The 23,707-nt window shown below is 68.3% G+C and carries 23 protein-coding genes; 12 read left to right on the forward strand and 11 right to left on the reverse strand.

The window, feature by feature from the left end:
• Nucleotides 1-2: 2 nt before the first annotated feature.
• Entirely contained in the window at nucleotides 3-686 is a 684-nt protein-coding gene (locus K8O92_21085) for a TetR/AcrR family transcriptional regulator (GenBank protein ID UAK30412.1), read from the reverse strand.
• Between the two features lie 149 nt (nucleotides 687-835).
• Here K8O92_21085 and K8O92_21090 point away from each other — a divergent pair, with 149 nt between their 5' ends.
• Nucleotides 836-2,407 carry a succinate-semialdehyde dehydrogenase (NADP(+)) gene (locus K8O92_21090; GenBank protein UAK30413.1) on the forward strand — a complete coding sequence of 524 codons (1,572 nt, stop codon included), beginning with the start codon at nucleotides 836-838 and terminating at the stop codon, nucleotides 2,405-2,407.
• Nucleotides 2,408-2,440: 33 nt separating this feature from the next.
• Nucleotides 2,441-3,271 (forward strand): SDR family NAD(P)-dependent oxidoreductase, encoded by an 831-nt coding sequence (locus K8O92_21095; GenBank protein UAK30414.1) that lies wholly within the window; start codon nucleotides 2,441-2,443, stop codon nucleotides 3,269-3,271.
• Between the two features lie 6 nt (nucleotides 3,272-3,277).
• Here the strand turns inward: K8O92_21095 and K8O92_21100 are convergent, their stop codons facing one another.
• Both K8O92_21100 and K8O92_21105 read right to left on the reverse strand, forming a co-directional pair.
• The gene (locus K8O92_21100; GenBank protein ID UAK30415.1) at nucleotides 3,278-4,081 is read right to left on the reverse strand and encodes a putative protein N(5)-glutamine methyltransferase; all 804 of its coding nucleotides are present in this window, start codon (nucleotides 4,079-4,081) and stop codon (nucleotides 3,278-3,280) included.
• Between the two features lie 96 nt (nucleotides 4,082-4,177).
• A complete protein-coding gene (locus K8O92_21105) occupies nucleotides 4,178-5,047 on the reverse strand; it encodes a YdcF family protein (GenBank protein UAK30416.1) in 870 nt (289 codons plus the stop codon).
• A 181-nt stretch (nucleotides 5,048-5,228) separates the two neighbouring features.
• Between K8O92_21105 and K8O92_21110 the strand changes: the two genes are divergently transcribed.
• Nucleotides 5,229-6,074, forward strand: a complete 846-nt coding sequence (locus K8O92_21110; GenBank protein ID UAK30417.1) for a bifunctional 5,10-methylenetetrahydrofolate dehydrogenase/5,10-methenyltetrahydrofolate cyclohydrolase — start codon at nucleotides 5,229-5,231, stop codon at nucleotides 6,072-6,074.
• A 65-nt stretch (nucleotides 6,075-6,139) separates the two neighbouring features.
• Here the strand turns inward: K8O92_21110 and K8O92_21115 are convergent, their stop codons facing one another.
• The 4 genes from K8O92_21115 to K8O92_21130 all read right to left on the reverse strand — a co-directional run bounded on the left by K8O92_21115 (nucleotide 6,140) and on the right by K8O92_21130 (nucleotide 9,246).
• Nucleotides 6,140-6,880 (reverse strand): hypothetical protein, encoded by a 741-nt coding sequence (locus tag K8O92_21115; protein UAK30418.1) that lies wholly within the window; start codon nucleotides 6,878-6,880, stop codon nucleotides 6,140-6,142.
• A 290-nt stretch (nucleotides 6,881-7,170) separates the two neighbouring features.
• Nucleotides 7,171-7,818, reverse strand: a complete 648-nt coding sequence (locus K8O92_21120; protein ID UAK30419.1) for a hypothetical protein — start codon at nucleotides 7,816-7,818, stop codon at nucleotides 7,171-7,173.
• 54 nt (nucleotides 7,819-7,872) lie between these two features.
• On the reverse strand, nucleotides 7,873-8,625 hold the full coding sequence (locus tag K8O92_21125) for a L,D-transpeptidase (protein UAK30420.1): 753 nt from the start codon (nucleotides 8,623-8,625) through the stop codon (nucleotides 7,873-7,875).
• A gap of 189 nt (nucleotides 8,626-8,814) precedes the next feature.
• A complete protein-coding gene (locus K8O92_21130) occupies nucleotides 8,815-9,246 on the reverse strand; it encodes a helix-turn-helix transcriptional regulator (GenBank protein UAK30421.1) in 432 nt (143 codons plus the stop codon).
• 65 nt (nucleotides 9,247-9,311) lie between these two features.
• On the opposite strand from K8O92_21130, the gene K8O92_21135 reads away from it, so the two are divergent.
• A complete protein-coding gene (locus K8O92_21135; GenBank protein ID UAK30422.1) occupies nucleotides 9,312-10,214 on the forward strand; it encodes an NADP-dependent oxidoreductase in 903 nt (300 codons plus the stop codon).
• 40 nt (nucleotides 10,215-10,254) lie between these two features.
• Here the strand turns inward: K8O92_21135 and K8O92_21140 are convergent, their stop codons facing one another.
• Nucleotides 10,255-10,914, reverse strand: coding sequence for a cyclodeaminase/cyclohydrolase family protein (locus K8O92_21140; GenBank protein ID UAK30423.1), 660 nt, complete (start codon nucleotides 10,912-10,914; stop codon nucleotides 10,255-10,257).
• A gap of 150 nt (nucleotides 10,915-11,064) precedes the next feature.
• On the opposite strand from K8O92_21140, the gene K8O92_21145 reads away from it, so the two are divergent.
• Nucleotides 11,065-12,102: an LLM class F420-dependent oxidoreductase gene (locus K8O92_21145; protein UAK30424.1), complete on the forward strand. Its 1,038-nt coding sequence runs from the start codon at nucleotides 11,065-11,067 to the stop codon at nucleotides 12,100-12,102.
• A gap of 49 nt (nucleotides 12,103-12,151) precedes the next feature.
• Here the strand turns inward: K8O92_21145 and K8O92_21150 are convergent, their stop codons facing one another.
• Complete coding sequence (locus K8O92_21150; protein UAK35852.1) at nucleotides 12,152-12,490, reverse strand: STAS domain-containing protein; 339 nt, start codon at nucleotides 12,488-12,490, stop codon at nucleotides 12,152-12,154.
• Nucleotides 12,491-12,862: 372 nt separating this feature from the next.
• On the opposite strand from K8O92_21150, the gene K8O92_21155 reads away from it, so the two are divergent.
• The 3 genes from K8O92_21155 (at nucleotide 12,863) to K8O92_21165 (ending at nucleotide 15,732) form a co-directional block, all read left to right on the forward strand.
• On the forward strand, nucleotides 12,863-13,264 hold the full coding sequence (locus tag K8O92_21155; protein ID UAK30425.1) for a hypothetical protein: 402 nt from the start codon (nucleotides 12,863-12,865) through the stop codon (nucleotides 13,262-13,264).
• A 289-nt stretch (nucleotides 13,265-13,553) separates the two neighbouring features.
• Complete coding sequence (locus K8O92_21160) at nucleotides 13,554-14,204, forward strand: TetR/AcrR family transcriptional regulator (GenBank protein ID UAK30426.1); 651 nt, start codon at nucleotides 13,554-13,556, stop codon at nucleotides 14,202-14,204.
• A gap of 322 nt (nucleotides 14,205-14,526) precedes the next feature.
• Complete coding sequence (locus K8O92_21165) at nucleotides 14,527-15,732, forward strand: helix-turn-helix domain-containing protein (GenBank protein UAK35853.1); 1,206 nt, start codon at nucleotides 14,527-14,529, stop codon at nucleotides 15,730-15,732.
• 25 nt (nucleotides 15,733-15,757) lie between these two features.
• On the opposite strand, the gene K8O92_21170 is transcribed toward K8O92_21165, so the two are convergent.
• On the reverse strand, nucleotides 15,758-17,140 hold the full coding sequence (locus K8O92_21170; GenBank protein ID UAK35854.1) for an AarF/ABC1/UbiB kinase family protein: 1,383 nt from the start codon (nucleotides 17,138-17,140) through the stop codon (nucleotides 15,758-15,760).
• A gap of 318 nt (nucleotides 17,141-17,458) precedes the next feature.
• On the opposite strand from K8O92_21170, the gene K8O92_21175 reads away from it, so the two are divergent.
• From K8O92_21175 to K8O92_21185, 3 genes are all read left to right on the forward strand, one after another.
• A complete protein-coding gene (locus K8O92_21175; protein UAK30427.1) occupies nucleotides 17,459-18,511 on the forward strand; it encodes an FAD-dependent monooxygenase in 1,053 nt (350 codons plus the stop codon).
• Nucleotides 18,512-18,685: 174 nt separating this feature from the next.
• Nucleotides 18,686-19,291 carry an ABC transporter ATP-binding protein gene (locus tag K8O92_21180; GenBank protein ID UAK30428.1) on the forward strand — a complete coding sequence of 202 codons (606 nt, stop codon included), beginning with the start codon at nucleotides 18,686-18,688 and terminating at the stop codon, nucleotides 19,289-19,291.
• The gene (locus tag K8O92_21185) at nucleotides 19,288-20,106 is read left to right on the forward strand and encodes a hypothetical protein (GenBank protein ID UAK30429.1); all 819 of its coding nucleotides are present in this window, start codon (nucleotides 19,288-19,290) and stop codon (nucleotides 20,104-20,106) included. Before K8O92_21180 ends, K8O92_21185 begins: the two co-directional genes overlap by 4 nt.
• A 67-nt stretch (nucleotides 20,107-20,173) precedes the next feature.
• Here K8O92_21185 and K8O92_21190 read toward each other — a convergent pair whose 3' ends face one another.
• Nucleotides 20,174-22,192: a polyprenyl synthetase family protein gene (locus K8O92_21190; GenBank protein UAK30430.1), complete on the reverse strand. Its 2,019-nt coding sequence runs from the start codon at nucleotides 22,190-22,192 to the stop codon at nucleotides 20,174-20,176.
• 369 nt (nucleotides 22,193-22,561) lie between these two features.
• Here K8O92_21190 and K8O92_21195 point away from each other — a divergent pair, with 369 nt between their 5' ends.
• Nucleotides 22,562-23,665, forward strand: a complete 1,104-nt coding sequence (locus K8O92_21195) for a spore photoproduct lyase family protein (protein ID UAK30431.1) — start codon at nucleotides 22,562-22,564, stop codon at nucleotides 23,663-23,665.
• The last annotated feature ends 42 nt before the right edge of the window (nucleotides 23,666-23,707 follow it).

Below are 23,707 nucleotides of genomic sequence, written 5' to 3' on the forward strand. Positions count from 1 at the left end.
GTCTATGACTCGGCGGGAAAGATCGCGGGCAGCGTCAGCGCGTATTCCAGATCGGCCCGGGTGCCCAGAGTGGTGAGCAGGACCCGGATCATCGTCAGGCGCGCCGCCGACACGGTTTCCGCGTCCGGTTCGGCGCCGGGCGCGGTGCCCGCGGAGATCCGGTAGACCACGTACTCGCACAGGTGCAGCGCGGCGTCCAGATCCAGCGGGCTCGGCACCGGGCGGCCGAGCCCGGCGAACGTCTCGCGCACCAAGCCGCGGATGTCGTCCAGCGCACGCTCCCGGTATGCCGACACCGGCGAGCCCGGGTCGTGCAGCTCGGCGAACAGCGGCCGCAGCATGGGGCCGTGCCCGCGTGCCCAGTCCAGGTACGCGTCGATCAGCCGGATGCCCAATTCGACCGGCTCGTCGGTGCCGGTGAGCGCCGTGCGGATACCGCCGACCAGACCGTCGTTGGAACTGTCGAGCACCGCGAGCAGCGGTTCGTTGGCGTTGCCGAAATAGCGGTAGAACGTCGGCCGGGCCAGCCCCGCCTGCTCGATGATCTGCGCGACGCTCAGCCCGCGAGAACCGGTGCGGGTGAACACTTCCGCGGTCGCGAGCACGATCCGGGCGCGGACCTCCTCGGCCTGTTCTTGTGTCTGCGGCGGTCGCCCGCGCCGCGCGGTGGTGGACTCACCCGCCATCGTGCCGCCTCACAACGCGGCCCCTTGGATACCTGTGCGCCACGACGAACAGCTTGACACGAGGTGTGACATAGATATTAATCTAACACTGCTGTTCAATTAAAGGGGCGCGCATGCGGCGCGGCCCACCGTTCTCGAGAGGGCCGACCATGACGACCGCCTCCCAACCGGCCACCGCCGACGCGCTGCCCTCGTCGCTGTCGCAGCCGTTGCTCGCGCACGCCGTCGCGGGCGGCGCCCCCGCGGTCGAGGTGTTCGCCCCCGCGACCGGCGTGAAGATCATCGACCTGCCGCAGTCCTCCTCCGAGGACGTCGAGACCGCGTTCGCCACCGCCCGCGAAGCGCAGCGCCAGTGGGCGCGCCGCCCGGTCCGGGAACGCGTCGCGGTGCTGCGCCGGTTCCACGACATCGTGCTGGCCGAGCAGGACACCATCCTCGACATCGTGCAGACCGAGACCGGCAAGTCACGAGCGCACGCCTTCGACGAGGTCGGCGACGTGGCGGTGAACGCCAGGTATTACGCCTCGGTCGCCGCTCGGCTGCTGGCCACGCGCAAACCGCGCGGCGTGCTCCCCGTGCTCACCCAGGTCGACGTTCGGCACCGGCCCAAGGGCGTGGTCGCGGTCATCTCGCCGTGGAACTATCCGCTGGCTCTGGCCGCCTCCGATGCGCTGCCCGCCCTCGTAGCGGGCAACGCGGTGGTGGCGCGACCGGACAACCAGACCGCGCTCACCGCGCTGTGGGCGATCGACGCCGCCGTGCGCGCCGGGTTGCCGCGCGGGCTCTGGCAGGCGGTGCTCGGACGCGGTTCGGTGATCGGCGGCGAGGTGATCGCCCGCGCCGACTACGTCGATTACACCGGCTCCAGCGCGACCGGACGGACCATCGCCCAGCAGGCGGGCGAGCGGCTGATCGGTTACTCGCTCGAACTCGGTGGCAAGAACCCGCTGTTGGTGCTCGCCGACGCAGACGTCTCGCGCGCGGCCAAGATCGCCATCCGGGCCTGCTTCGCCTCGGCCGGGCAGCTGTGCGAGTCGATGGAGCGGATCTACGTGCACGACAGCGTCTACGACCGCTTCGTCGCCGAATTCGTCGGCCATGTCGAGGCGATCCGCCTCGGCGGCGGTCTGGACTACGCCGCCGACATGGGGTCGCTGACGTTCCAGCGCCAGCTCGACACGGTCGTCGCGCACGTGAACGACGCGGTGGCCAAGGGCGCCACGGTGCTGACGGGCGGTCGCGCGCGCCCGGACCTCGGTCCGTACTTCTACGAGCCGACCGTGCTGGCCGGTGTGCGGCCGGGCATGACGGTCTACCGCGAGGAGACCTTCGGGCCTGTGGTCTCGGTCTATCGCGTGAGCAGTGACGACGAAGCCGTCGAGCAGGCCAACGACACCGCCTACGGCCTCAACGCCAGCGTCTGGACCAAGGACACCGTCCGCGGCCGCGCGGTGGCGGCGCGGATCGACGCGGGCTCGGTGAACGTCAACGAGGGCTTCATCGCCGCGTGGGGCAGTGCCGACGCGCCTTCGGGCGGACTCGGTATCTCCGGCACCGGACGCAGGCACGGTCCCGAAGGCCTGCTCAAGTACATCGACACCCAAACCATCGCGGTGCAGCGGGTGCTGCCGATCGCGCCGCTGCCCGGTATGTCCGAAGCGGTCTGGGCGAAGACGATGACGCTGTACTTCGGCGTCATGAAAGCGCTTCGGCAGAAGTAACTCTCACGACTCACGGATCAGGAATCGGTACGGATGAAATTGGACACGGTTGCGGGCAAGAGGGTCCTGGTCACGGGCGCCGCGATGGGCCTGGGGAAGCTGTTCGCCCAGCGTGCGGTGCGCGAAGGCGCCGCGACGGTGGTGCTGTGGGACATCGACGAGGCCGCGCTGAAGGACACCGCCGCCGAACTCGCCGGCCGTGGCAGCGCCATAGTTCACCACGTGGTCGACGTCGCGTCGTCCGAGACGATCGCCGAGGCGGCGGCGAGCGTGCGTGAGCAGGTCGGCGGCATCGACATCCTGGTCAACAACGCCGGCATCGTGCGCGGCAACAACTACTTCTGGGAAACCGAGAACCGCGCCGACATCGACAAGACGATGGCGATCAACTCCCTCGGCCCGATGTACGTCACGCTCGAGTTCCTGCCCGCCATGGTCGCCGGTTCCACCGAGGGGCGGGTGCTCACCATCGCCTCGTCGGCGGGCCTGGTCTCCAACCCGCGCATGAGCGTGTACGCCGCGTCCAAGTGGGCCGCGCTGGGCTGGTCGGACTCGGTGCGGATCGAGCTCGAGCAAGCGGGCCACGACCACGTGAAGGTCACCACGGTCTGCCCGACCTACATCAACACCGGAATGTTCGACGGCGCGAAGGGATTCCTGTTCACGCCGATCCTCGACCAGCAGAAGGTGGTCGACACCTCGTGGCGCGAGATGAAGAACGGCACCCCGCTGGTCGTGCTGCCATGGACCTCGCGCTTGAACAAGGCGCTCTCCGGACTGCTGCCGATCAAACTGCGCGACCTGTTCCTCGACACGGTCGGCGTCTACCACTCGATGGACGAGTTCACCGGTCGCAAGAAGTAGCGCGCGTCAGCGCGGGCGGGTGCCGATGACCACCGTCGCGTAGTGCTCTTCCGATGCCACGACGCGTCCGGCGAGTCCGTGCTCGGCCAAGACGGCGAGCGTGAGCGGCGCCTGGTTCTCGCTCGACTCCACGAGCAGATGCCCGCCAGGGGACAGCCAGTCGGCGGCCTCGGCCGCGACCCGGCGCAAGACGTCCAGTCCGTCCGGGCCGCCGTCGAGGGCGGTGCGCGGTTCGTGGTCGCGCGCCTCCGGCGGCATCCGTGCGATCATCTCGGTGGGCACGTAGGGGGTGTTGCAGAGCAAGATGTCGATGCAGCCGCGCAATTCCTCCGGCAACGGCTCGAAGAGATCGCCTTGGTAGACCGGGGCGCCGAGCGGCGTGAGGTTGCGGCGGGCGCACTCGACCGCCACCGGATCGATGTCGGCGGCCGCCAGGGTGACCGGACGCCCCTCGGCGGCCGCGGTCGTCGCCGCCGCCAAGCCCAGTGCGCCGGAACCGCAACACAGATCGACCACCACAGGATGACCGGCCCGGGCCCGGATCAGCTCGACCGCCCGGTCGACGAGGAACGCGGTGCGCTGCCGCGGCACGAAGACGCCGGGGGAAACCGCGACCCGCAGCCCGTGGAAATCCGCCCAGCCCAGCAAGTGCTCCAGCGGACTGCCGGTGACGCGTTGGAGGACGAGCGATTCGAGCGCCACACCCGTCTCCGCGGCCGCGGCGATCAGTAGCCGCGCCTCGTCCTCGGCGAATACGCAGCCCGCCGCCCGGAGCCGGGCCACCACATCGGCACTTCCCGCTGACGTCACCGGGCCATCCTGCCGTCCGCGCGTCAGATCCCGCCAACGGTTTTCCCCGGCGATCGGGACCCGCGCCCGTGGAGGCGGGTCCCGATCGACCGGCAATCAGCGTGCCGTGCTCAGCTGGAAGGTGCGGGTGGCGTCGAGATAGATGCCGCGTTGGGCCGGTCTGCCGGGCGGCGGTAGCTGCGAGACCAAGTGCTCGAGCGAGGTGGTCGCACCGACCACGCGGGTGCCCGCGACGATGAAGTCGGCGACGGCCCGGCGGATGTGGTTGGGGGAGGTGACCACGATCGCGCTCGTAGCCCCGACATCACGCAGCAGCCTCGTGCTGAACAGCGCGTTCTGCACGGTCGAACTCGCGCGGCCCTCCACGTGGATGCGCGTCGGCGGTACGCCGTGGGTGACCAGCCAGTGGCGCATGGCCTCGGCCTCGGTGACGCCGTTCTGTGGGTTGCCTCCGGTGACGACGATCGGCGACAGCGGCGCGGCGATCGACTGCAACCACGCCGCGGTGAGCCGGTTCACCAATTCGGGGCGCAGCGCTCCGTCCGGCAGCAGGCCGTAGCCGAGAACGACGATGCCGGTCTGCGGCCCCGCCAGCGCGGGCAGCGGATTCGGCAGGGTGCCCACCGCGGCGCGGATGGCGCCGAGCACGTTGTCGGTGCCTCGCGCCAAGGCCGGATCCACCATGTGCAGCCGGGCCATGGCGTCCAAGAACGCGGGCAGGTCACCGGCGTAGTCGGACCAGATCGCCTGGAGGGCGAGCGCTTCGGCGTCAGCGGGATCGGCGCCGATCAGGTGGCGCAGGTCGGCACGCCCCGCGGCGTCGTCGCCGTTGGCGAAGTGGCGCTGGGCGGAGTTGTACAGGGCGGCTGTATCCGGCGCGGCGTGCGCGGGGACACCGGCCAGGCCGCTGAGGGAGAACGCGGCGAACGAAGCCGCTACGAGAAGTTTCCAATGCCTCGAGATCATCACTACAGTCGTCACCTTTCCGCCGAGAACGGGTTGGCACGTGCTAGCAGTTAGCTGGGGGCAAGCACGGATTACGATACGGCCCGATTTCGCCGTTATCCCGCAATTGCCGAGCGGATTCTCGCTGGGGTCGGTGGTGCTTCGAGAATCCGCCCGGCCGTGCCCGTTAGGCTGTGTCAACGTGGATACCGTTTCGCTGTCCGGCAAGGAACTCGCCGCCGCCATCAACGCCGACACCAAGGCCCGCGCCGCCGCGCTCACCGACGGCGGGGCCGCCGCGCGCCTCGCCCTGATCGTGGCGAACGACGACCCGGCCAGCGCCTGGTACGTGAACTCGCTGCGCAAAGCGGCCGAACGGCTCGGAATCGTCTGCGAAACAGTGGATCTCGGTGCGCAGGCCGGCGCGGCGGAGATCCGCGCGGAGCTGACCGCGCGGGGTGCGGACTCCGCGACCGACGCGATCATGTTGCAGACCCCCCTTCCGGCGGGCGTCACGCTCGACGACGTGAGTTCCGCGATCGTCGCGTCCAAGGATGTCGACGGCGTGAGCCCGTTGTCGCTGGGCCTGCTGGCGGCGGGGCTGGACGGTTTCGTTCCCGCCACCTCGGAGGCCGTGGTCGAACTGCTCGAGCATCACGGGATTCCGCTCGCCGGTCGCCACGTCGCGGTCGTCGGCCGCTCGAACGTCGTCGGCAAGCCGCTGGCCCAGTTGCTGCTGGCGAAAGACGCCACCGTCACGGTGTGCCATTCCCGCACCGCCGACCTGGCCGCCGTCACCGCCACCGCCGACATCGTCGTCGCCGCGGCGGGCCGCATCGGCCTGATCTCCGGCAAGCACGTCCGCGAAGGCGCGGTGGTCATCGACGTCGGCACCAACGAGGCCGCCGACGGCAAGATCGTCGGTGATGTCGACGCCGACTCGGTACGCGGCAAGGCCGCCGGACTCAGCCCCGTCCCCGGCGGTGTCGGCCCGGTCACCACGGCACTGCTCATGCGCCACGTCGTAGCCGCCGCCGAGTCCGACTGACCGGTCACCCCGGGCCGCTTACCCGCGACGACAGAGGAAGCGATGGGGGGGTGTGAGAACTGTCTTCACCCGCGGCTGATGGCGCTGATGAGGGTGCGATCGCCGTCCTTGGTGGTGGTCACGATCTGCGGGTTGTAGGTGACCGGCTGCTGCCCGGGGCGGTGCTCGGTGACCACGACGAGGTATTGGCCCGCGAACGCTCCGGGGCTGATCGCCACGCAGTGGGTGGTGCCCGCAGGAATGCTGTCGATTCCGCGCTGGATGGCGTCGGCCGCTTGGACGGCGGCGTCAGCGGTGGTGGTGGCGCGGACCTGTTCGCCGGAGCGGGTCACGTAATAGGCGTGCTGGAAGGCGAAGATCACCGCGGGGCCGGAATCGAAACCCCCAACGCCATTGCCTTGGATCCTGTTTCCGACCCGCTCGGCGGGGCACTGGGCGGCAGGCGCCGCGGGGGCGGAGGCCTGGGCGGACGGGGCCGGTGCGGCGGCCTGCCGGTCGGAGCCGCCGGTCCCGAACTGCATGTAGGCCGCGAAGCCCAGCGTCGCGACGCCGAGCGTGCCGAGCATCGGTACGGCCCACCGCCTCGCGCGCGGGGCGGGGGAGCGGTCGATCAGTCCTGCGAACTGATCCTCGTACCGGTCCGGATCGGGCGGCGTCGTCTGCGCCGGTCCCGGCGCCTGCGCCCCGGCGGGCAGGTGATCCACCCAAGTGGACCACTCGCCCCGGTAGTCCTCCCCGGCCGGCGCCTGCCCCGGCCCCCCGGTGCCGGACTGATGCCCCCGGTCGTAGCCGGGTCGTGCGCTCATCTCCGGTCGATCCATCGCCCCGCCCTTCATCAGGTCCCCCGTCAGCGTAATAGCGTCCCCACGATGCGGGAACCGTCTGCCACGTTCACAATTGAGCCGTTCCGACCCCGTAGGCTACTGCCCGGCACCTCGATCGAGCACGCCCACAGGCAATTGCCGAGTGCCCGCTCCGCTCAGCTCGCGAAATGCTATTGCACCGCCCTGTTCTCGCTGTCGCGCAGGGACCGGGGTAGACGGCACGCCGCTCGTGCCGACCCGCCGAGTAGACGCGACCTGCCCAGATGTGGGCATCACTCCAGCAGAGCCAGCCATTCGTGCTCCGGGTAGTGGTCGGACACGTACGTCCGCACCGCCGCGCGCTGTGTGGTGTTCAGCTTCGGCCATGTCCGCTCTAGATCCTCGTGGTCCTTGGGTCTGCGCTGTTTGGCTTTGAAGATCAGGACGAATTCGGGATTCAGATATCTGACGCCGTCCTCGGCGACCCACGTCACCTCGTCGAGTGGTGTGACCAGGGACGGGTCGCGCCGGTTGACCCACGACCCGGCCTCCCCGGGGTTGAGCTGGAGGTCGATCAGCCACGGTGACCGCGCGTTCGCCCGCAGCCAGACCTGGTCGGCGCTCTCGGCCACGTGTGGGAAACGGTCGTCGACGGGGCGGATGCCGTCCGGCCCCGCCGACCAGATATGCAGGCGGCCTCGCGCCGCCGTGCGAAGTGCGGGCAGGTCGGATCGGAACATCGCCACGTCGATATCGCTGTGTTTCCGGCGGGTTCCGGTGAACGCGTCGATGGCCCAGCCGCCCGTGACCCACCACGGGGCCTCGACGTCGCCGAGGATCTCGCAGGCATCGCGGGGCGTGACGAATGCCCACGAGCCCCAAAGATCTCGGAACTGGGCCTCTTCCGTGTTACGCGGCGGTGGGACCGGGAAATCGCGCACGCGATGGCCTTTCGTCGGGTACGCCTCTCGACGCTACCCGGGTGAGGTCACCGCTCACCAGTGCGTGACGACCGGGTCCCCGATACCGATCGTGCGGTAGACCCATTCGGCGTCGGCGGGCGCGAGGTTGACGCAGCCGTGGGTGACGTTCGCATTACCCTGCTGGTCCACCGACCATGGGGCCGAGTGGATGAAAACCCCTCCCCACGTGAGGCGTTCGGCGAACTCGCCGTTGATGACGTAGCCCTCCGGCGAACTCAGCGGAATGCCGATGGTCCGGGAGTCGAACACGATCGAACGGAACTTCTCCAGGACGGGCCAGGTCCCGGTGGGCGTCTCGAACCCCGGTTTGCCCATCGAGGCGGGCATCGTCCGGACCACGATGCCGCCGATGGTGACCGTGAACGTATGCGCGGACATGTCCGCGTCACCGAAAACGCCCGCGTTGGTACGGAATTCCGTCCGTGCGCCGCCGACCGAGACGAGAATGTGGGCGTTGGCGGGCAGGAACCCGCTCGGCGTCCACACCACTTCGCGATCGTCGTTCCACGCGAAGGTGCCCGGCAGTGGCTGGCTCGTTGCGATGTCGATGGATTGTTCCGTCTGTGCGCGATCCGTCACAGGTGCGGCGAAACGAATGGTCACCGGATGAGCCACGCCCACCACTTGGCCGTTCGAGGGTCCGATCGCAGCGACCGGAGGCGCCGATGGCTTTCCGATCATCGTCGCTGCCGCCGCGCCCGACCCGAACGCGGCCAGTGCCACGATCACGGTCGCGAGGAACAGGTACCGAATGGCGCTCCTCATGGCGTCCACCCCTTCGAGATGGTGTGGTGGGCAAGGGACAGTCTAGGCCCGCATGATCAACTCGGCCACGGATGGAAGTGGTCCGTGGTCCGGTTTGGATCGGGGGCAAGCCCACCACAGACCGCGTACCCGGTCGGGTTCGTTCGAAACGGGCGAGGAGTTCTGCCGTCGGGCGACGCCGTGATCCGTTCAGGGTCGGCCGATGGGGAGCGGTTCGGGCTCCGTCGCCGCGCGCGCGTCGAATGCCGCTCGCGCGGCGAATATTTCGTCCTGGTGCTCGGTGGCCCAGATGCCCATGGCGTGACTTATCGCACCGATGCTCGCGCCGAGTGCGGTGAGCGAATACTCCACTCGCGGCGGCACCGTGGGATAGACCGCGCGGCGCACCAAACCCTCCCGTTCCAGGTTGCGCAGGGTGCGGGTGAGCATCTTCTGGGTGATGCCGTCCAGGCGGCGGCGTAACTCGTTGAAACGGATCGGCCCCTCGTTGTCCCGCAGGACGCCCAGGACGAGCATCACCCACTTGTCGGCGAGGACGGTCAGCACTTCCCGGGCGGGGCAGTGGTGCAGATAGCTCTGGACCAGGCTGGGAGTCACGGGCCGGTCACGGGTGGTATCCATGGGGAACCTCGATATCGGAAAGGTGCCTTCTTCCCGAAAGATACCAGGGCCGACAGAATCGGTGCATGCTCGCAATCACGCAGTACGCGTTCGGCGGCCCGGAAGTACTCGAAGTGGTCGAGGCCGATCGGCCGCGACCCGGCCCGGGGGAGGTCCTGGTACGGGTCGCCGCCACCAGCGTCAACGCGGCCGACTGGAAAGTGCGTGCCGGGTTGATCCGGGAACTCGGCGATCCACCGCTCACGCTGGGATTCGACGTGGCCGGTGTCGTCGACGAACTCGGCACCGGCGTGGACCGGTTCGCGGTGGGAGATGCGGTGTACGGCATGGTGTTCGGCGGAGCCAACGCGGAATACGTCGTGGCGCAGGCGCACATGCTGGCGCCGAAGCCGAGGAACATCGATCCGGTACACGCCGCGGCGCTGCCGACGGCGGCGCTGACCGCATGGCAGGCGCTGGCCGCCCTCGGCGCCGGGCAGCGGGTGCTGGTGCACGCGGCCGCGGGCGGCGTGGGCCATCTGGCGGTGCAGATAGCCGAGCATCGCGGGGCGTTCGTCATCGGCACCGCCCGTGCGGTCAATCACGAGTACCTGCGCGAGCTCGGTGCCGACGAGGTGATCGACTACACCGCCGTCGACTTCGGTTCCGCCGTCCGCGATGTGGATATCGTGTTCGATCTGGTCGGCGGGGAGTACGGTTCCCGATCGCTCCGGGCGCTGCGGCCCGACGGCCGGTTGATCGACGCCCAGGGTTCGGACGCGGAAGCCGACCCGCGTTACGAGCGTTTCCATGTCGAGCCGTCCGGGGTGTCGCTGCGCGAGATCACCACGATGGTCGAGCGCGGCCATCTACGCGCGACGATCGACCAGGTGCTGCCACTTCAGGAAGCCGGGGAGGCGCACAGGCTCGCCGAAGCGGGGCGGGTGCGCGGCAAGGTCGTGCTGGTCGCTCGGCATCCGCCCGCCTGAACGCGCCGATGCCACCCTCGGCGCCGGAGCGATCGCGGAGTTACTTCCGAACGGCGTGCACGACGTCGGCGTGCAGGGCGTCCGCCCGCGCGGTGATCTCTTCGATCCGCATGAGTACCGGAGCGAACCGGTCGCCCTCGGCGGCGGGCAGCGACGCCACGTTGATCTCGATGTTGAGTTGTGAAGTGGCGGCGGCGGCGCGGCAGGCGCCTGCGGCCGCGCCGATGTCGGTGACGACGTTCGGGTTCCCGATCGGGAACAGCTCCGCGGCCAGCGACAGCACCTCGTCGGCCTCGTCCACGACCGCGGCGGGCACGCGGGCGGCCTCGATAAGCGCGGCCTCGATCGCGGCCTTGCGGGCGGCGAGGTCCTCCGGGGAATCCTTGGGCAGCTTGTAGGCGGCGCCGACGGCCGTGAACGCCGCGGCGTCGGCGTCGGCCAGCGCGAGCGCGCGCGTGCTGGCCGCGTCGGCCGCCTCGATGATCCGGTCGACCACCGGCCGGTTCTCGGCGTCCTTGGCACGCGTGGTGTAGCGCGCGACCATCGCCACCAGCGCGGCGCCCTGCGCGGCGTGCAACGCGGCCACGGCCCCGCCGCCCGGTGCGGGAATCTTGGCGGCCAGGTCGCTCAGGTACTGCGCGAGGGTGGCCTCGCCGAAGGACGGCGCAGTTTCCGTGGACGACGTGCTGGGCTGCGACACGAGAAGGTTGCCTTTCGTTCTACGGCGAGGATGGAATTACGCATAGACGCTACCCCGTGGCGTCCGTCCTCCGGTCGTGACCACGCCTTACCGGACCTCCGCACGTGGCCGGTGCGCGGCCGATACGTACCCGCCGTTATGTTGAGTGCCATGCGGATCGGATTGAGCATCAACTACTCGGGGGGCTTCAAAGAGGCGGCGGCCGAAGTCGCCGACCTCGAGCGGGCGGGCCTGGACGTCGTGTTCGTGCCCGAGGCGTACTCGTTCGACGCGGTGAGCGCGCTCGGTTACCTGGCCGCCAAGACCACCCGGCTGCAGCTCGCCTCCGGCATCCTGCAGATCTACACGCGCACCCCGAGCCTGACCGCGATGACCGCGGCGGGCCTGGACTTCGTCTCCGACGGACGCTACGTGCTCGGGCTGGGCGCGTCGGGCCCCCAGGTGATCGAGGGCTTCCACGGCGTGCCCTACGACGCCCCCATCGGCCGCACCCGGGAACTGGTGGAGATCTGCCGGAAGGTCTGGCGGCGCGAACGCCTGGAATACCAGGGCAAGCACTATCAGATCCCGCTGCCCGCCGGGCAGGGCACCGGCCTCGGCAAGCCGCTCAAGCTGATCAACCACCCGGTGCGCGAACGCATCCCGGTGCTGCTGGCCGCGCTCGGCCCGAAGAACGTGGAACTGGCCGCCGAGATCGCCGAGGGCTGGCAGCCGATCTTCTTCCTGCCGGAGAAGGCCCAGCAAGTCTGGGGCGACTCGCTCACCGCCGGTCTCGCCAAGCGCGAGCCCGCTCTCGGTGAACTGGACGTGTATGCGGGCCCGGCGCTGGCCATCGGGGACGACGTCGAGCCGCTGCTCGAGTTCGTCAAGCCGCATCTGGCGCTCTACATCGGCGGCATGGGCGCCAAGGGCAAGAACTTCTACCACACCCTGGCCACGAAGTACGGCTATGGCGCCGAGGCCGATCGCATCCAAGAGCTGTACCTGGCGGGGGAGAAGGAGGCCGCGGCCAAGGCGGTCCCGGACCAGCTCGTCCGGGACATCTCCCTGGTCGGCTCGGCGGGGTACGTCAAGGAGCGGGTCGCGGCCTTCAAGGAGGCGGGCGTCACGGTCTTGAACGTGGTCCCGATGGCGGGCACCGCCGCGGAGCGCGTCAAGCTGATCGAACAGCTGCGCGAACTGGTGTGAGACATGCCGCTGCCGCCGTCGACGGGTGCGACGGCGGCAGCGGCACAGGTCATCTCTGCCGGATCGCCGCCAGCGCGGCCTCCAGCGTCGAATGCAGCGCGAACACCTGATCCAGGCTGGTCATCTTCAGCTGGCGGCTGGTCGCCGGGCCGTCGGCGACGACCGCGATGGCGGTGGTCGCGCCCGCGCGCTGGTGGGCTGCCACGAGCGTCGCCATGCCCGCCGAGGCGAGGAAGCTGACCGAGGTGAGGTCGATGATCAGGGCGGCGGGTTTGCCGCTGAGAATGGCATCGATCGCGTTCTCCAGCGCGGGGGCTGTCGCCAGATCGACCTCGCCGGCCACCGTCAGCACAGTCGCGCCGTCATGGGCCGCGACCGTGGTGGTCATCGTGTCCGCGAGGGGATACGCGTCTCCGGAAGTGTTGGTCACCCCATCACAACACACAAATCGCGGCGGATTCGCAACATTTGAGTGTTCATGGAGCTAACCATACCTCGTGCGCTGACCGATCTGCCCAGGTGGGAGCTTTGCCGACAGCGACCTTTGGTTGTGACGGCGCGAGCGGGTGCGCCGTACCGGTGAGCACGCCGGACCGGCTCGGCCGGCAACGCGCCGGGCCTGGGTGACGGTGGTCGAGCCGTGGTTCGGACCGTGGTGGTCTGGCGTCTGATCGCGCATATTTCCAGTTCGGAGGTGGTCGACTGGCGTTAGGGTGAAGGGGGGAGGGTGCGAGGAGTCGAAAAGATGAGCACCACCGTTGTGATCACGATCATCGTCGTCGCAGTGATCGTCATTTTGCTTCTGGCCGGCGTATGGGCGTTGACGCGCAAACGGCGCGAACACCAGCGGGTCGAAGCCCAAGGCATCCGTACCCGCGCGGCGGAACAAGAACTCGAGGTCGGTCAGCGGGAGGCGCGGGCCGAGGAGACCGCCGCCAGGAGCCGAGCGGCGAAGGCCGAAGCCGAGGTAAAGGCAGCGCAGGCCGAGCAACTCGCCCAGCAGGCGCACGCACACCGCGGCGAGGCGGCGGATTCGCGAACCGAGTTGAACAAAGAGTGGGAGCGCGCGGATAAGGTCGATCCGGACTCGAAGTCACGTGAGACGGGCCAGAGGGCGGATCCTGAACATCCGTCGCCGCCCAGAACCGGTGGAGTGCCGTAAGCGTCCACCTGGCCGCGCTCATCAGCGGCAGCGCTCACATAGGCAAGAGCGAACTGTTCGAACGCGCATCGATATCACGCCGACCGAACCGGCCACCGCCCACACGGACAGCCGGTCGCCTGAACGTGGCCGAACCACAGAACACCCCTCCTCCGCATGGTCCCCGGTTGCAGCCCACCGAGGCCGCGTCGACAAGTGAACTCCCAGCCCAGCTCCTGAGGTGATGACGCTCCCGGTCCGTAAGATGAGCGTTGCTCATTTCAGTGGGATTGCAGGCAGGAGGGGTGCGATGCCGTCGAAAGCGGTCGGCCAGCGCCGTCGTCCGACTCAGGAGCGTGCCAAGGCGACGAGGGAGCACATCCTGGATACCGCGGCGCGATTGTTCGGGGAGCGCGGTATCGCCGATACCTCGACCAACCGGATCGCGGCGGAGGCGGGGGTGAGCATCGGTACGGTCTATCGGTACTTCGCCGATCGTGCCGTCCTGGTCGAGGAGTTGCTCGCGCGATTGCTCGAGACGATCGAGCGGCGGTTCACCCAGCAGGTGTTCGGCCTCGCGGACAAATCGGTCCAGCAGATAATGATCGATGTCCTGGAGACGATCACCGCGGAGTTGGTCGAGAACGCGCAGTTGGTGCGCGCGCTGGTGGCTGGGGTGCAGTTCTACAGCAGTGGTCTTCCAGAGTTCGAACCGCGGCTTCGTCTGCTGGTCAAGGTGGTATTGATCCAGGTTCTCGGCCCGGGTGACGATCACCGGTACGACATGATGACCTTCGTCATCATCAATACCGGCTTCGCGGCCGTGCTGCGCGCTTCCGCCTTGGATGTGGACAGCCGCGAACGCAGAGAGGCGATCGAGATGACCGCCCGAATGATCGGCGCCTGGCTCGAAGCCGAAGGCAAAGCTGTCACCGTTCAACCGGCAATACGCGCTCGGTGATGTCGGACGTGTTCCCGCAGGCAAAAGTGAGCGGGTAACTACTTTCGCGGCTGCGAGGCTCGAAAGATCTGCAAGGTGTTGGACATAATGCCTGGTCATGGCCCTTTCTTCGGCGCCGAACGGGCTGTTCGGAGCGGAGTAGCAGCTGAGCGATCGCTCGGATTACTGTTTCTGTGCAGAAGCGAACTGCCGATGACACCGAGGACGTTCGCGCGGTCGGCGTCTCCCCGGCGGCTGTAGCCCGACGTGAGGTGACCGCGGCTCTATGGTGACGAGGAGGCCACACGTGACTGTCGAGAGCATCGCCCCACCTGAACTCGATATGCCGGCTCCGCCCAACACACCCGCGGTCGACGATCTCCGCGGGTTGGCTCGTGAAGTGGTCGGCCACCTGGTCGATTCAGCCGCGCCCTGCCGGACGACGGCCGACACCGACTTGACCGTGGTGGTGCGGACATGCCTGCAGTGGGCGATTCAGCGCTGGAATGGCGCGGTGTTGCCGGACCGCATCGCCTCTCTGGATGCCGCGGCGGCGCGATGGGCACGCGAGGAGATCCCGATCGGAACTGTCCAGCACGCGATTCATGCGGGGTTCGCCTTCGCGCTGGACAGGATGTTCACCGCACCAGGCCAGGCAGGCCGTGTCGACGTCAGGGCGGGCACCACCTCGGTGCTGGAGGTTCTGCATCTGGCGACAGCGGCGGTCAGCAGAGCCTACGTCCGGGCGTGCAAGGTCACGGCCGTCGAACACCACACCTCGGTCCATACCTTGACCTCGGCGCTGCTCGGCGGCCACGCGACGTCTGCGATGGCCCGCCAATGCGGCATACCGCTGGCCGACGAATATTTCGTGCTCGCGCTCGCGGTACCGGAGCACCCCGACGAGAATCGTCCTCATCTCGACAGACAGGTGGTCGCGCGGCGCAAGCTACGTCGCCTGCAGGCCGCTCTGGCGAGCTTGTTCGGTGCGCGGGCGCTCTCTCTGTTGTCGGTCGACGGCGGCACCATTCTCGTTCCCTGCACTGAGACGACCGCCGCAGATCTGGACGATGTCGTGCGGACGCTCGCGGACGCCGCGCGAGTTCCGGTCACCGCGGCCGTCGCCTCGGCCGTGCCCGATGAGGTGTCCGCGGCCGCTGTGCGAGCGCATGAACTCCTCGATACCGTGGAACAGCTGAGCCTCGGGCCCGGTCTGCACCGATTCACCGAGTTGGCGCTGCACTATCAGTTGACCCGTTCCGGAGTCGGCCGCGAGGCGCTGTGCGGCCGGCTTGCTCCGCTGTTCGAATATCCACACTTGCTGGAGACCTTGCAGGTGCACATCAGCACCGACCTCAATCGTCAGCGCACCGCCCGGCAGTTGCATATTCATCCGAACACCATCGACTACCGGCTCCGGCGAATCACCCAGCTCACCGGTCTGGACCCCTCCGACGCAAAAGGGTTGTGGTACCTGCGCTCAGCGCTGGTCGCCTGGACCGCAGGCGGCCGGCGCGGGTATACGATGCAGGCCGCCGCGCCGGAGTAGGGTCGCCGCCGGGTCTGGACCCGCGTCACGCGTCGGGTCGTCGTCCTCCCCGGGATCGTTCGATCGCCTGCCCGATCTCGGTCGCGGGGGGCTCGTGGTAGAGCCACTCGCGTGCGAGCTGATGCCAATTGTTGGTGGTGTGGAGCTGACCGAGAGTGGCGAAGGTGAACAGGTCTGCGCGGCGGGAGAAGACGTGCTCGGGCGGGAGCAGTTGGTGGTGCATGCCGCGGAACTCGGCGGCGCGCGGGTCGACAGCGAAAGCCACCGCGGCAGTGGCGACTTCCGGAGTGATCGTGATGTGCTCGTCGAGCAGATGCCATCCCGCGGCGGCCCACACGTACTCCAGGCATTCCTGCGCGGTGAGGTCCGCATTCGAGTCGATGATGCCGCGCCCGGCCCACGCCTCGTACAGGTCCTGGGCGCGGTGTTCGCAGGCAGCCCGCAGACCCGCGCGTTCGAAGTCGACGTGAACGGGGTCCATGCGCTTGTAGAGCCCGAAATCGACGAATGCCAGCCGACCGTCGTCGGCGAGCAGGATGTTGCCCGGGTGCGGGTCGCCGCAGAACTCGCTGTCGCGGAACAGCGAACTGATGTAGAAGCGGTAGATCAGCTCGCCGATACGATCACGTTCGGCGGCGGGCAGGGCCTGGACGTGCTGGAACGATTTGCCTTCGATGAGCTCGGTCACCAGAACATGCCGCGTGCAGTGCTCTTCGACGCTGTCGGGGACGGTGATGAACGGATGGTCGCGGTAGCGCATCGCCACCCGGTGCTGGATGCGGGCTTCGCGGGGGTAGTCGAGCTCCTGGCCGATGGTGCGGGAGATCTCGTCCAGTACCGCGCTGTCGCCCGCGCTCGGCAGGGCGGATCTCCACAACTTCGTGAGCAGTTCCAGGTTGCGCATGTCCGCGTCGATGGCCTTGTCCACGCCGGGGTATTGCGCTTTGACCGCGACTGCCCGTCCGTCACGCAACCGCGCCCGATATACCTGGCCGATCGAGGCCGCGGCGATCGGTGTCTCGTCGAAGTCCGCGAAGACACGGCCCAACGGCCCCAGATCGTCCTCGATGACTCGCCGCATCACTGCGAAAGGCACCGTCGGCGCGCGGTCGCGGAGTTCGCCGAGTTTCGTCCGGAACAGTTCGCGGTGCGATTCGGGGAAGAGGTCGACATCGAGAACCGACAACATCTGGCCCAGCTTCATCGCCGCGCCCTTCATACCCCCGAGCACGGTGACGATCTGCTGCGCGGTCTGCAACGTCGCACGCTCCGCGAGAACCTGGCGGGCTTCCTCGGTCCTTCCGATCATCGACAACCGCGTGCCGACAGTCCGCACCGCCTGTCCCGCAGCCAGCCGGCCCAGCCTGCCGCTGCGTGCCATCCGACCTTCGGGCACCCGACCGGTCACCGTCAGCACCTCCATGACATCAACCGCGGACCAGATCGTTGCCCCGAGGCCACGCACTCTGCACCGCTCGCCGACCACCCTCCCGAACCGGAAGTCAACGGTCAAGGGCGACCTTCGATCTCCGTGTCGACCGGACCCGGACAGACCACGGGCACCGGTTGCGTGCATCCTGATACCGCTTGGGAGAGTGGCGTCTTCGTGATCGCGGATTTCGCCACCGGCGAGTGGTTGCGATGGCACGATGTGCGTGCGTCAGCATATTCGTTCAGCGTGACTTTCTCCCGGATGCTCAATTCCCTGCCCGAGTAGGAGATTCGAATGGTGACCATCATCGGCGGAGGGATTGCCGGGACCGTCCTCGGCGGCGCCCTCGCCCGCAGAGGCGATCGGGTCACGCTGTACGAGCGGCAACCGCGCGACGCCACCGGCGGCGCGTTCCTGTTCATCGACGAACGGGGCCACTCGGTACTACGCGACCTCGGCATCGACGACGACGCGGTGAACGAAGCCTCCTATCCGGTCGGCGCCCTCGAATACGTCGGCAGCAACGGCCGCCACGCCGCGATGAGCCGCGGTCATCGGTTCTGGCTCCGCAGCTCGCTGATGGAGGTGCTCAACGACTTCCTCGCCACCTCAGGCGCTGATCTCCGGTACGACTGCGGCATCGCCGACGTGGCCGTCGACCAGTCCGGGCGATGCCGGATACAGCACGCCGACGGCTCATCGAGCACCACCGATGACATCGTGATCGCCGCCGACGGCATCGACTCCGTCGTCCGAGCGCGCCTCGAACCCGACCGCGCCCCCGTCTACGCCGGAGACATCGTGCTCTACGGGATGACCTCCACGTCGGTAGAACCGGACACCGAACCCCGGATACTGCACTTCTTCGCCGAGCTGGACGCCACCGGGGCAGCCGCCAGCACGTTCGGCCACATCTGGCGGCCCGGACACGCCGCCCACTGGTTCATCCGGATAGCCCGCGCTCCTCTGGACGGCCCGGACGACGCGGGCGTGCGCCCCACCAGCGAGTGGACCGACACGGTCCTGCGGGCCACGCCATCCATCAACGACCTGGTCGGCCCCCTGCTCGACAAGACCGACTCCGTCCACGTCAGCAACGCGCGCAACGTGCCCCTCGCCGCCGCCGCCGCCCAGCCGACGTTGCCGCTCCTGCTCATCGGTGACGCCGACCACGCGATCACCCCCGCGGCCGGCGTCGGCGCGCGCGACGCACTCGAAGACGCACACGCCGTCTACCGCGCTCTCACCACCGGCGGCTGTCCCGCCGAGGCAATGGCTGTGCGCCGCACCGAAATAATCGACGACAGGCAGCGCGCCGCCCGCGGCCGCGCCGACGTCTCCCGGTAGCCCGACGAAATGGCCTCGGTCGACTCGGGGGCCGAGTCCGTCATCGCGCCCTGGCCCTGCCTCTATCGGAGGGTGATTGCCGCGAAATGGCAATAGTGGCACGGGTTTTCGTCGTCGATTGATAGCATGCGAACGGCCGCCGGGCCAATACATCGGCAGCAGGCAGGGGCGATCATGGAAGTGGCGGACGTTCACCACTCATATGGCAGGCGGTTGGTGCTGCGTGGCATCGACTTCGTGTTGCCCGCGGGAGCGCTGGTGGGAATTGTCGGTGAGAACGGGGTGGGCAAATCCACCTTGTTGAAGGTCCTCTCCGGAGGGCTGCGACCGGACCGGGGAGTGGTTCGGCACCGTGGGAGGTTCGGCTACTGCCCGCAACAGGTGGTCCTCAACGACGCGTTCACGGTTCGGCAGCACCTGGAATTCTTCGCCGCGGCCTATGCGATCCCGGACCTGCGGCGGGCCGAGAAGACCATGGAGATCCTGCGTTTCTCCGAGTATGCCGGTGAGCGGGTCGCGACGCTGAGCGGCGGCACACGGCAGAAGCTCAACCTGACGCTGGCGGTGATGCACGATCCGCAGGTTCTGCTGCTCGACGAGCCGTACCAGGGTTTCGACTGGGAGACGTATCTGCGTTTCTGGGATCTGGTCGCGCAGTTCCGCGACACCGGTCGCTCCGTTCTGGTCGTCTCGCATCTGGCCCACGACACCGACAAGCTGGACCAGGTGTGGCGGCTGCACGACGGCGTCCTACAAGGAGTACGGCAGGAGGCGGGATGACCGACGGTGTGCGGCTGTTCGTGATCGCCACGCGGTACGGCCTCGTCGAGCATGCGCGCAATCGGTTCGCCATGCTGTTGGTGGCTGTCTTCGTCCCGATATTGATCACTCTGGTGCGCGTGGCGGTCACGGATGTCGAGGTACCGTTCCGGCTTCGGGACACCGGTCTCGTCCTGCGCGCCGATGGCAATGAGCTCGCCCAGATCAGCGGCGCCCTCACCGCGGTCTCGCTGATCATCGGGTTCATGATGTTCGCGGCGACTTTCAGCAGCGGAGCATTCGACCGGCGTCTGTCGATGGCCGGATTTCCCCGGGTCGCGCTGGCTCTGGCGAAGATCGCCTGCCTGGTGGTGGCCTCGATGGTGGTCTGCGCATACGCCACCGCTGTCATCTGCTGCTACTGGGCGCCCCGGCAGCCCGTCGTACTCGCTGCGGCGCTCTTCTGCGCGGCGTTGACCTACGGGGCCCTCGGTGTAGCCCTCGGCGCGCTGCTGCGCCGCGAGGTGGAGGGGATGTTCGCCATCGCGATGATCAGCTGTGTCGACCTGGCCGTGCAGAACCCCATCGCCAGCGCCGGGGCGGACAGCGAATTCGTGCGCTGGCTGCCCTCCTACGGGGCGATGCAGGCTTCGACCGCGGCCGGTTTCTCCGACACCACGCCGTTGGGGGGTTTCGCCGTGCAACTGGCCTGGTTCACCGCGTGCACCCTCGTCGGACTGGTTGCATTCCATCTGCGCACCCGCTCGTCGCTTCGACCTACGACGTGGATCCGCTTCCCTGGACCGACGAAAGCCCGGCAGCCGGTGAAGAACTGAGGGAGTGTCCCGCGCGTCCACCTCGGTGAATCACGCGGGCCACATCCTGCTTCGCCCGCTGCGGGACTTACGGCACGGCAGGAGCCGGTTCGGCGGCCGGGTAGTAGTAGACCTCGCGGCGCAAGCGTTCCAAGTCCGGCGCCGCGGAAACCGCGGGACCGGAATTCTGCTCGTACCGATCGCTCTCACGCGCCCAGAGCCCGACGCGGGTCATGTTCGTGTAAATCTCCGCGTAGTCCTTCCCCTTGCCCGACAGACCGGGAAGCACGCGCAAGAGGGCGGGGACGTAGCGGAGCAGCGCCTCGAGCTGGGCGCGCTGATCCGCCACCTGGCGCTGCACCTGCTCCACGGCTTCGCCGCGGGTGCAGCCGGTCTCGTGACGGACCGCCCTGACCAGGTTGTAGGGGACTTGGTCGGCCTCGTCCTGATCCAACCCCGCGAGGTCGTTCTCCACGAAGGTCACCCAGAAGGCGAGTTCCTCGAGACGGCGGATCACGGGGTGGTTGCGCAGCTGCGACGGCAGTTCCCGGCCCTGGTGCACCTCCATGCAGGCGAGGGCGGTGTCGATCCCGCTGGTCGACATCCGCAGCGGCAGGTAGTCGGCCGTGGGCGGGATGTAGCCGTTGATGCGATGGTGCGCTTCGCGTTCGCAGGCTTCGCACCAGTCCTCGAGGCCGTCGAGGAACTGCTCCTGCCAGCGGGTGCTGCGGCCTTCGCGCAGGCGCGGCCACAAACTCGCCCACGCCGTCGGGATCGCACCGGGCCGCCACGGTTTCTCCGGGTCCTGGCGCAGTGTCGCCACCATGCCACGCTTCAGCGCGGTGATGGCCGCGGGGTCGGTCAGTTGCGGATCCTCGAACAGGTCGTCCCATGCAAGGAGCAGCACCGCCATGCGGTAGGCGGTCTGTTCGACGGCCGGAGATATCGCTGGGGCCCAGTGTCGCGGGATCCGGATCGCTCCTATCCACCGGTGGTAGTCGGCCTCGCCCGGGGAGGCGACGAAGCCGGTGTCCACCATCCAGCTCCGCAATGATTCCGCGACCTGCGGCGGGAGGACATCGCTGTGCGCCTCGGGTGTCTGTGTCGACTGCTGGGGAACCGCGGGGCCAGGCGTTCTCCGGTCGAGTACGGACCCGGCGTAGGCGGTCATCGCGTGGCGGGTGCGCGTGTCCACGGGCAGGGCGGCGAGCTGACCGGCGGCCTGGTCGAGGAACTCATCGGCTTTCGCTCGTGCTTCGTCCACGGCGCCGGAGGCGATGACGAGCTCGCGCGCATGTGCGGCTTGTTCACGCGTCATTGCTCTGCGCAGCAGGCGGGCAAGGTCGTCGTCGCGGGCAACGGCGCGGATCACGGGAAGGGTGTAGATGCCCTCGGGCAGATCCGTGTTGACAGGCTTGCCCGCTTCTTCGGAGGTCGAGGTCAGGTCGAGGATGTCGTCATACAGCTGGTAGGCCAGCCCGAAGTGTCGACCGAACGAAGCCAACGCCTCCTCCTCGTCCTCGGAGCGGCCGGCCTGCATCGCGCCCACCCGGCAGGCCAGCGACAGCACCGCCGCGGTCTTGCCGTCGATCGCGTCGAAATAGGACTGCTCGTCGCGGGACGCTACGTAGAGGTCGGCGGCCTCGATCACCATCCCCGCGCACATCTGCTCACCCGCGATCGCACCCGCGAGAACTTCGCGCGAGCCGAGTTCGGCCAGCATGCGCACGCTCGTGAGTATCACGGAGTCTCCGCCCAATACGGCCATATGCGAACCCCAGACCGCGTTGGCACTGGGACGGCCTCGGCGCTCGTACGCGTGATCAACGACGTCGTCGTGGTAGAGCGATCCCAGATGCAGCAACTCGACGGCGGCAGCGGCCCGCACCACCCGGTCGTCGGCCGGGACCTCGGGGTCGGTGAGCAGGTAGTACGACAACAATGTCAAGGTAGGGCGGACCAGGCGGCGGTATGTGTCGGCCCCGTCGTCGGTGAGCGCGGCCAGCTCGGGCCTGCCCCGCAACTGCACGGGGCCGAGGACGTCACGGACGCGGTCGAGGTCCGCATCCAGATGGGGGAAAACAACCGAATCGATCTGACGTGGCACGCGCGCACTCCTGACTGGTTACACCGGTCGACTACAACACCAACGATCAACGGCAATTCGACACCACATTCACGCGGAAAGTGTTGGTATCGGACATTTTTGATGCGACACGTAGGGTCGATGACAGCGCACAGGGCAGTGACAGCGTGGGCAACCCCGGCTGGCAACCGGGGTCTACCAAGTCTCTCGAAGCCACTCCCGCAGCGGTGGGTCACATGTCGGGGGTGGCGATGCGTGGGGGCGCGAAGCCGCGGTCGACGGTCGCGGGATTCTCGCCCCTTTCGGCACGGTTCGGTTGCGATGAGCGAGGGTTCCTCCGCGGCTCTTCCGCCCCACCGGAATGTCGGTGGGGTGGAGTAGGCAGGTGCTATGACTCGATCCACCACAGCTCCGGACCCCTCCCGGCCCACCTCGGGTCCGCGCCTGCTGGACGTCCGTCGCCTGTGGGCCGAACCGGACGCGCTGGCGAGCCCGCGCGGGCAGCAGGTGCGTGCGCGTTTCCCCGACGCCGAGATCATCACCGTCGCCTCGCACTGGAATATCGACCAGCTGCACGGCAACGCGGGCAACGTCGACCGCTGGGTCCGGGTCAAGACCGAGGACCTCGTGCTCGGGGTCAAGAAGTCGCTGACGGCCCGGGAGAACGGTCGCTCGGCCGACTGGATCGCACCCTCGACGTCCAACGGCTGCGCGATGGCGTGCGCCTACTGCTACGTCCCCCGCCGCAAGGGCTACGCCAACCCGATCACGGTGTTCACGAACATCGACAAGATCGTCGGCTACCTCGAGCGTCATGTGCGAAGGCAGGGGCCCAAGACCGTGCCGAACCAGTGCGACCCCCACGCGTGGGTCTACGACCTGGGCGAGAACAGCGACTGCTCGGTCGACGCCCTCGTCAGCGACAATGTCACTGATCTGATCACCGCGTTCGGCGCGTGGCCCACCGCGAAGGCCTCGTTCGCCACCAAGTACGTCAACCGCGACCTGCTCGACCTCGACCCCCGCGGCCGGACCCGGATCAGGTTCTCGCTCATGCCGGAGGCCGACGCCCACCTGCTCGACCTGCGCACCACGCCGATCCGGCAGCGCATCGCCGCGATCGACGACTTCGTAGCAGCCGGCTACGAGGTGCACGTCAACTTCTCGCCCGTCGTCGTCCGCCCCGGCTGGGAAGAGGACTGGGCTGAGCTGCTGGAGCAGCTCGCCGACGGCACGGGCTCCGCCTTCAAGGCCCAGGCCGCCGCGGAGATCATCATGCTCACCCACAACGAGCAACTGCACGAGGTCAACCTCGGCTGGCACCCGAAGGCCGAGAACCTCTTGTGGCAACCGCCGATCCAGCAGGCCAAGCGCTCTCGAACGGGCATGTGGAACGTGCGTTACCGCAACAACGTCAAAGCCGCGGGAGTCCGGACTCTGACCGACCTCATCGCCCAGCGGACGCCCTGGCTGAGGGTGCGCTACGCGTTCTGAGCCGCCGAGCTGCCATCGCCGAACGGCGTTCGGGTCGATCGA

The sequence above is a fragment of the Nocardia asteroides genome (genome assembly GCA_019930625.1).
In the GTDB taxonomy this organism is placed as follows: Bacteria; Actinomycetota; Actinomycetes; order Mycobacteriales; family Mycobacteriaceae; genus Nocardia; species Nocardia sputi.

Excerpts from the sequence above, each read along its gene's own strand:
- K8O92_21105 (UAK30416.1), bottom strand. The coding sequence starts at position 5,047 with ATGATCTCGAGGCATTGGAAACTTCTCGTAGCGGCTTCGTTCGCCGCG.
- K8O92_21175 (UAK30427.1), top strand. The coding sequence starts at position 17,459 with ATGGTGACCATCATCGGCGGAGGGATTGCCGGGACCGTCCTCGGCGGC.
- K8O92_21125 (UAK30420.1), bottom strand. The coding sequence starts at position 8,625 with ATGAGGAGCGCCATTCGGTACCTGTTCCTCGCGACCGTGATCGTGGCA.
- K8O92_21160 (UAK30426.1), top strand. The coding sequence starts at position 13,554 with ATGCCGTCGAAAGCGGTCGGCCAGCGCCGTCGTCCGACTCAGGAGCGT.
- K8O92_21165 (UAK35853.1), top strand. The coding sequence starts at position 14,527 with ATGCCGGCTCCGCCCAACACACCCGCGGTCGACGATCTCCGCGGGTTG.
- K8O92_21185 (UAK30429.1), top strand. The coding sequence starts at position 19,288 with ATGACCGACGGTGTGCGGCTGTTCGTGATCGCCACGCGGTACGGCCTC.
- K8O92_21090 (UAK30413.1), top strand. The coding sequence starts at position 836 with ATGACGACCGCCTCCCAACCGGCCACCGCCGACGCGCTGCCCTCGTCG.
- K8O92_21095 (UAK30414.1), top strand. The coding sequence starts at position 2,441 with ATGAAATTGGACACGGTTGCGGGCAAGAGGGTCCTGGTCACGGGCGCC.
- K8O92_21130 (UAK30421.1), bottom strand. The coding sequence starts at position 9,246 with ATGGATACCACCCGTGACCGGCCCGTGACTCCCAGCCTGGTCCAGAGC.
- K8O92_21150 (UAK35852.1), bottom strand. The coding sequence starts at position 12,490 with ATGACCACCACGGTCGCGGCCCATGACGGCGCGACTGTGCTGACGGTG.
- K8O92_21145 (UAK30424.1), top strand. The coding sequence starts at position 11,065 with ATGCGGATCGGATTGAGCATCAACTACTCGGGGGGCTTCAAAGAGGCG.
- K8O92_21085 (UAK30412.1), bottom strand. The coding sequence starts at position 686 with ATGGCGGGTGAGTCCACCACCGCGCGGCGCGGGCGACCGCCGCAGACA.
- K8O92_21115 (UAK30418.1), bottom strand. The coding sequence starts at position 6,880 with ATGAGCGCACGACCCGGCTACGACCGGGGGCATCAGTCCGGCACCGGG.
- K8O92_21195 (UAK30431.1), top strand. The coding sequence starts at position 22,562 with ATGACTCGATCCACCACAGCTCCGGACCCCTCCCGGCCCACCTCGGGT.
- K8O92_21180 (UAK30428.1), top strand. The coding sequence starts at position 18,686 with ATGGAAGTGGCGGACGTTCACCACTCATATGGCAGGCGGTTGGTGCTG.
- K8O92_21135 (UAK30422.1), top strand. The coding sequence starts at position 9,312 with ATGCTCGCAATCACGCAGTACGCGTTCGGCGGCCCGGAAGTACTCGAA.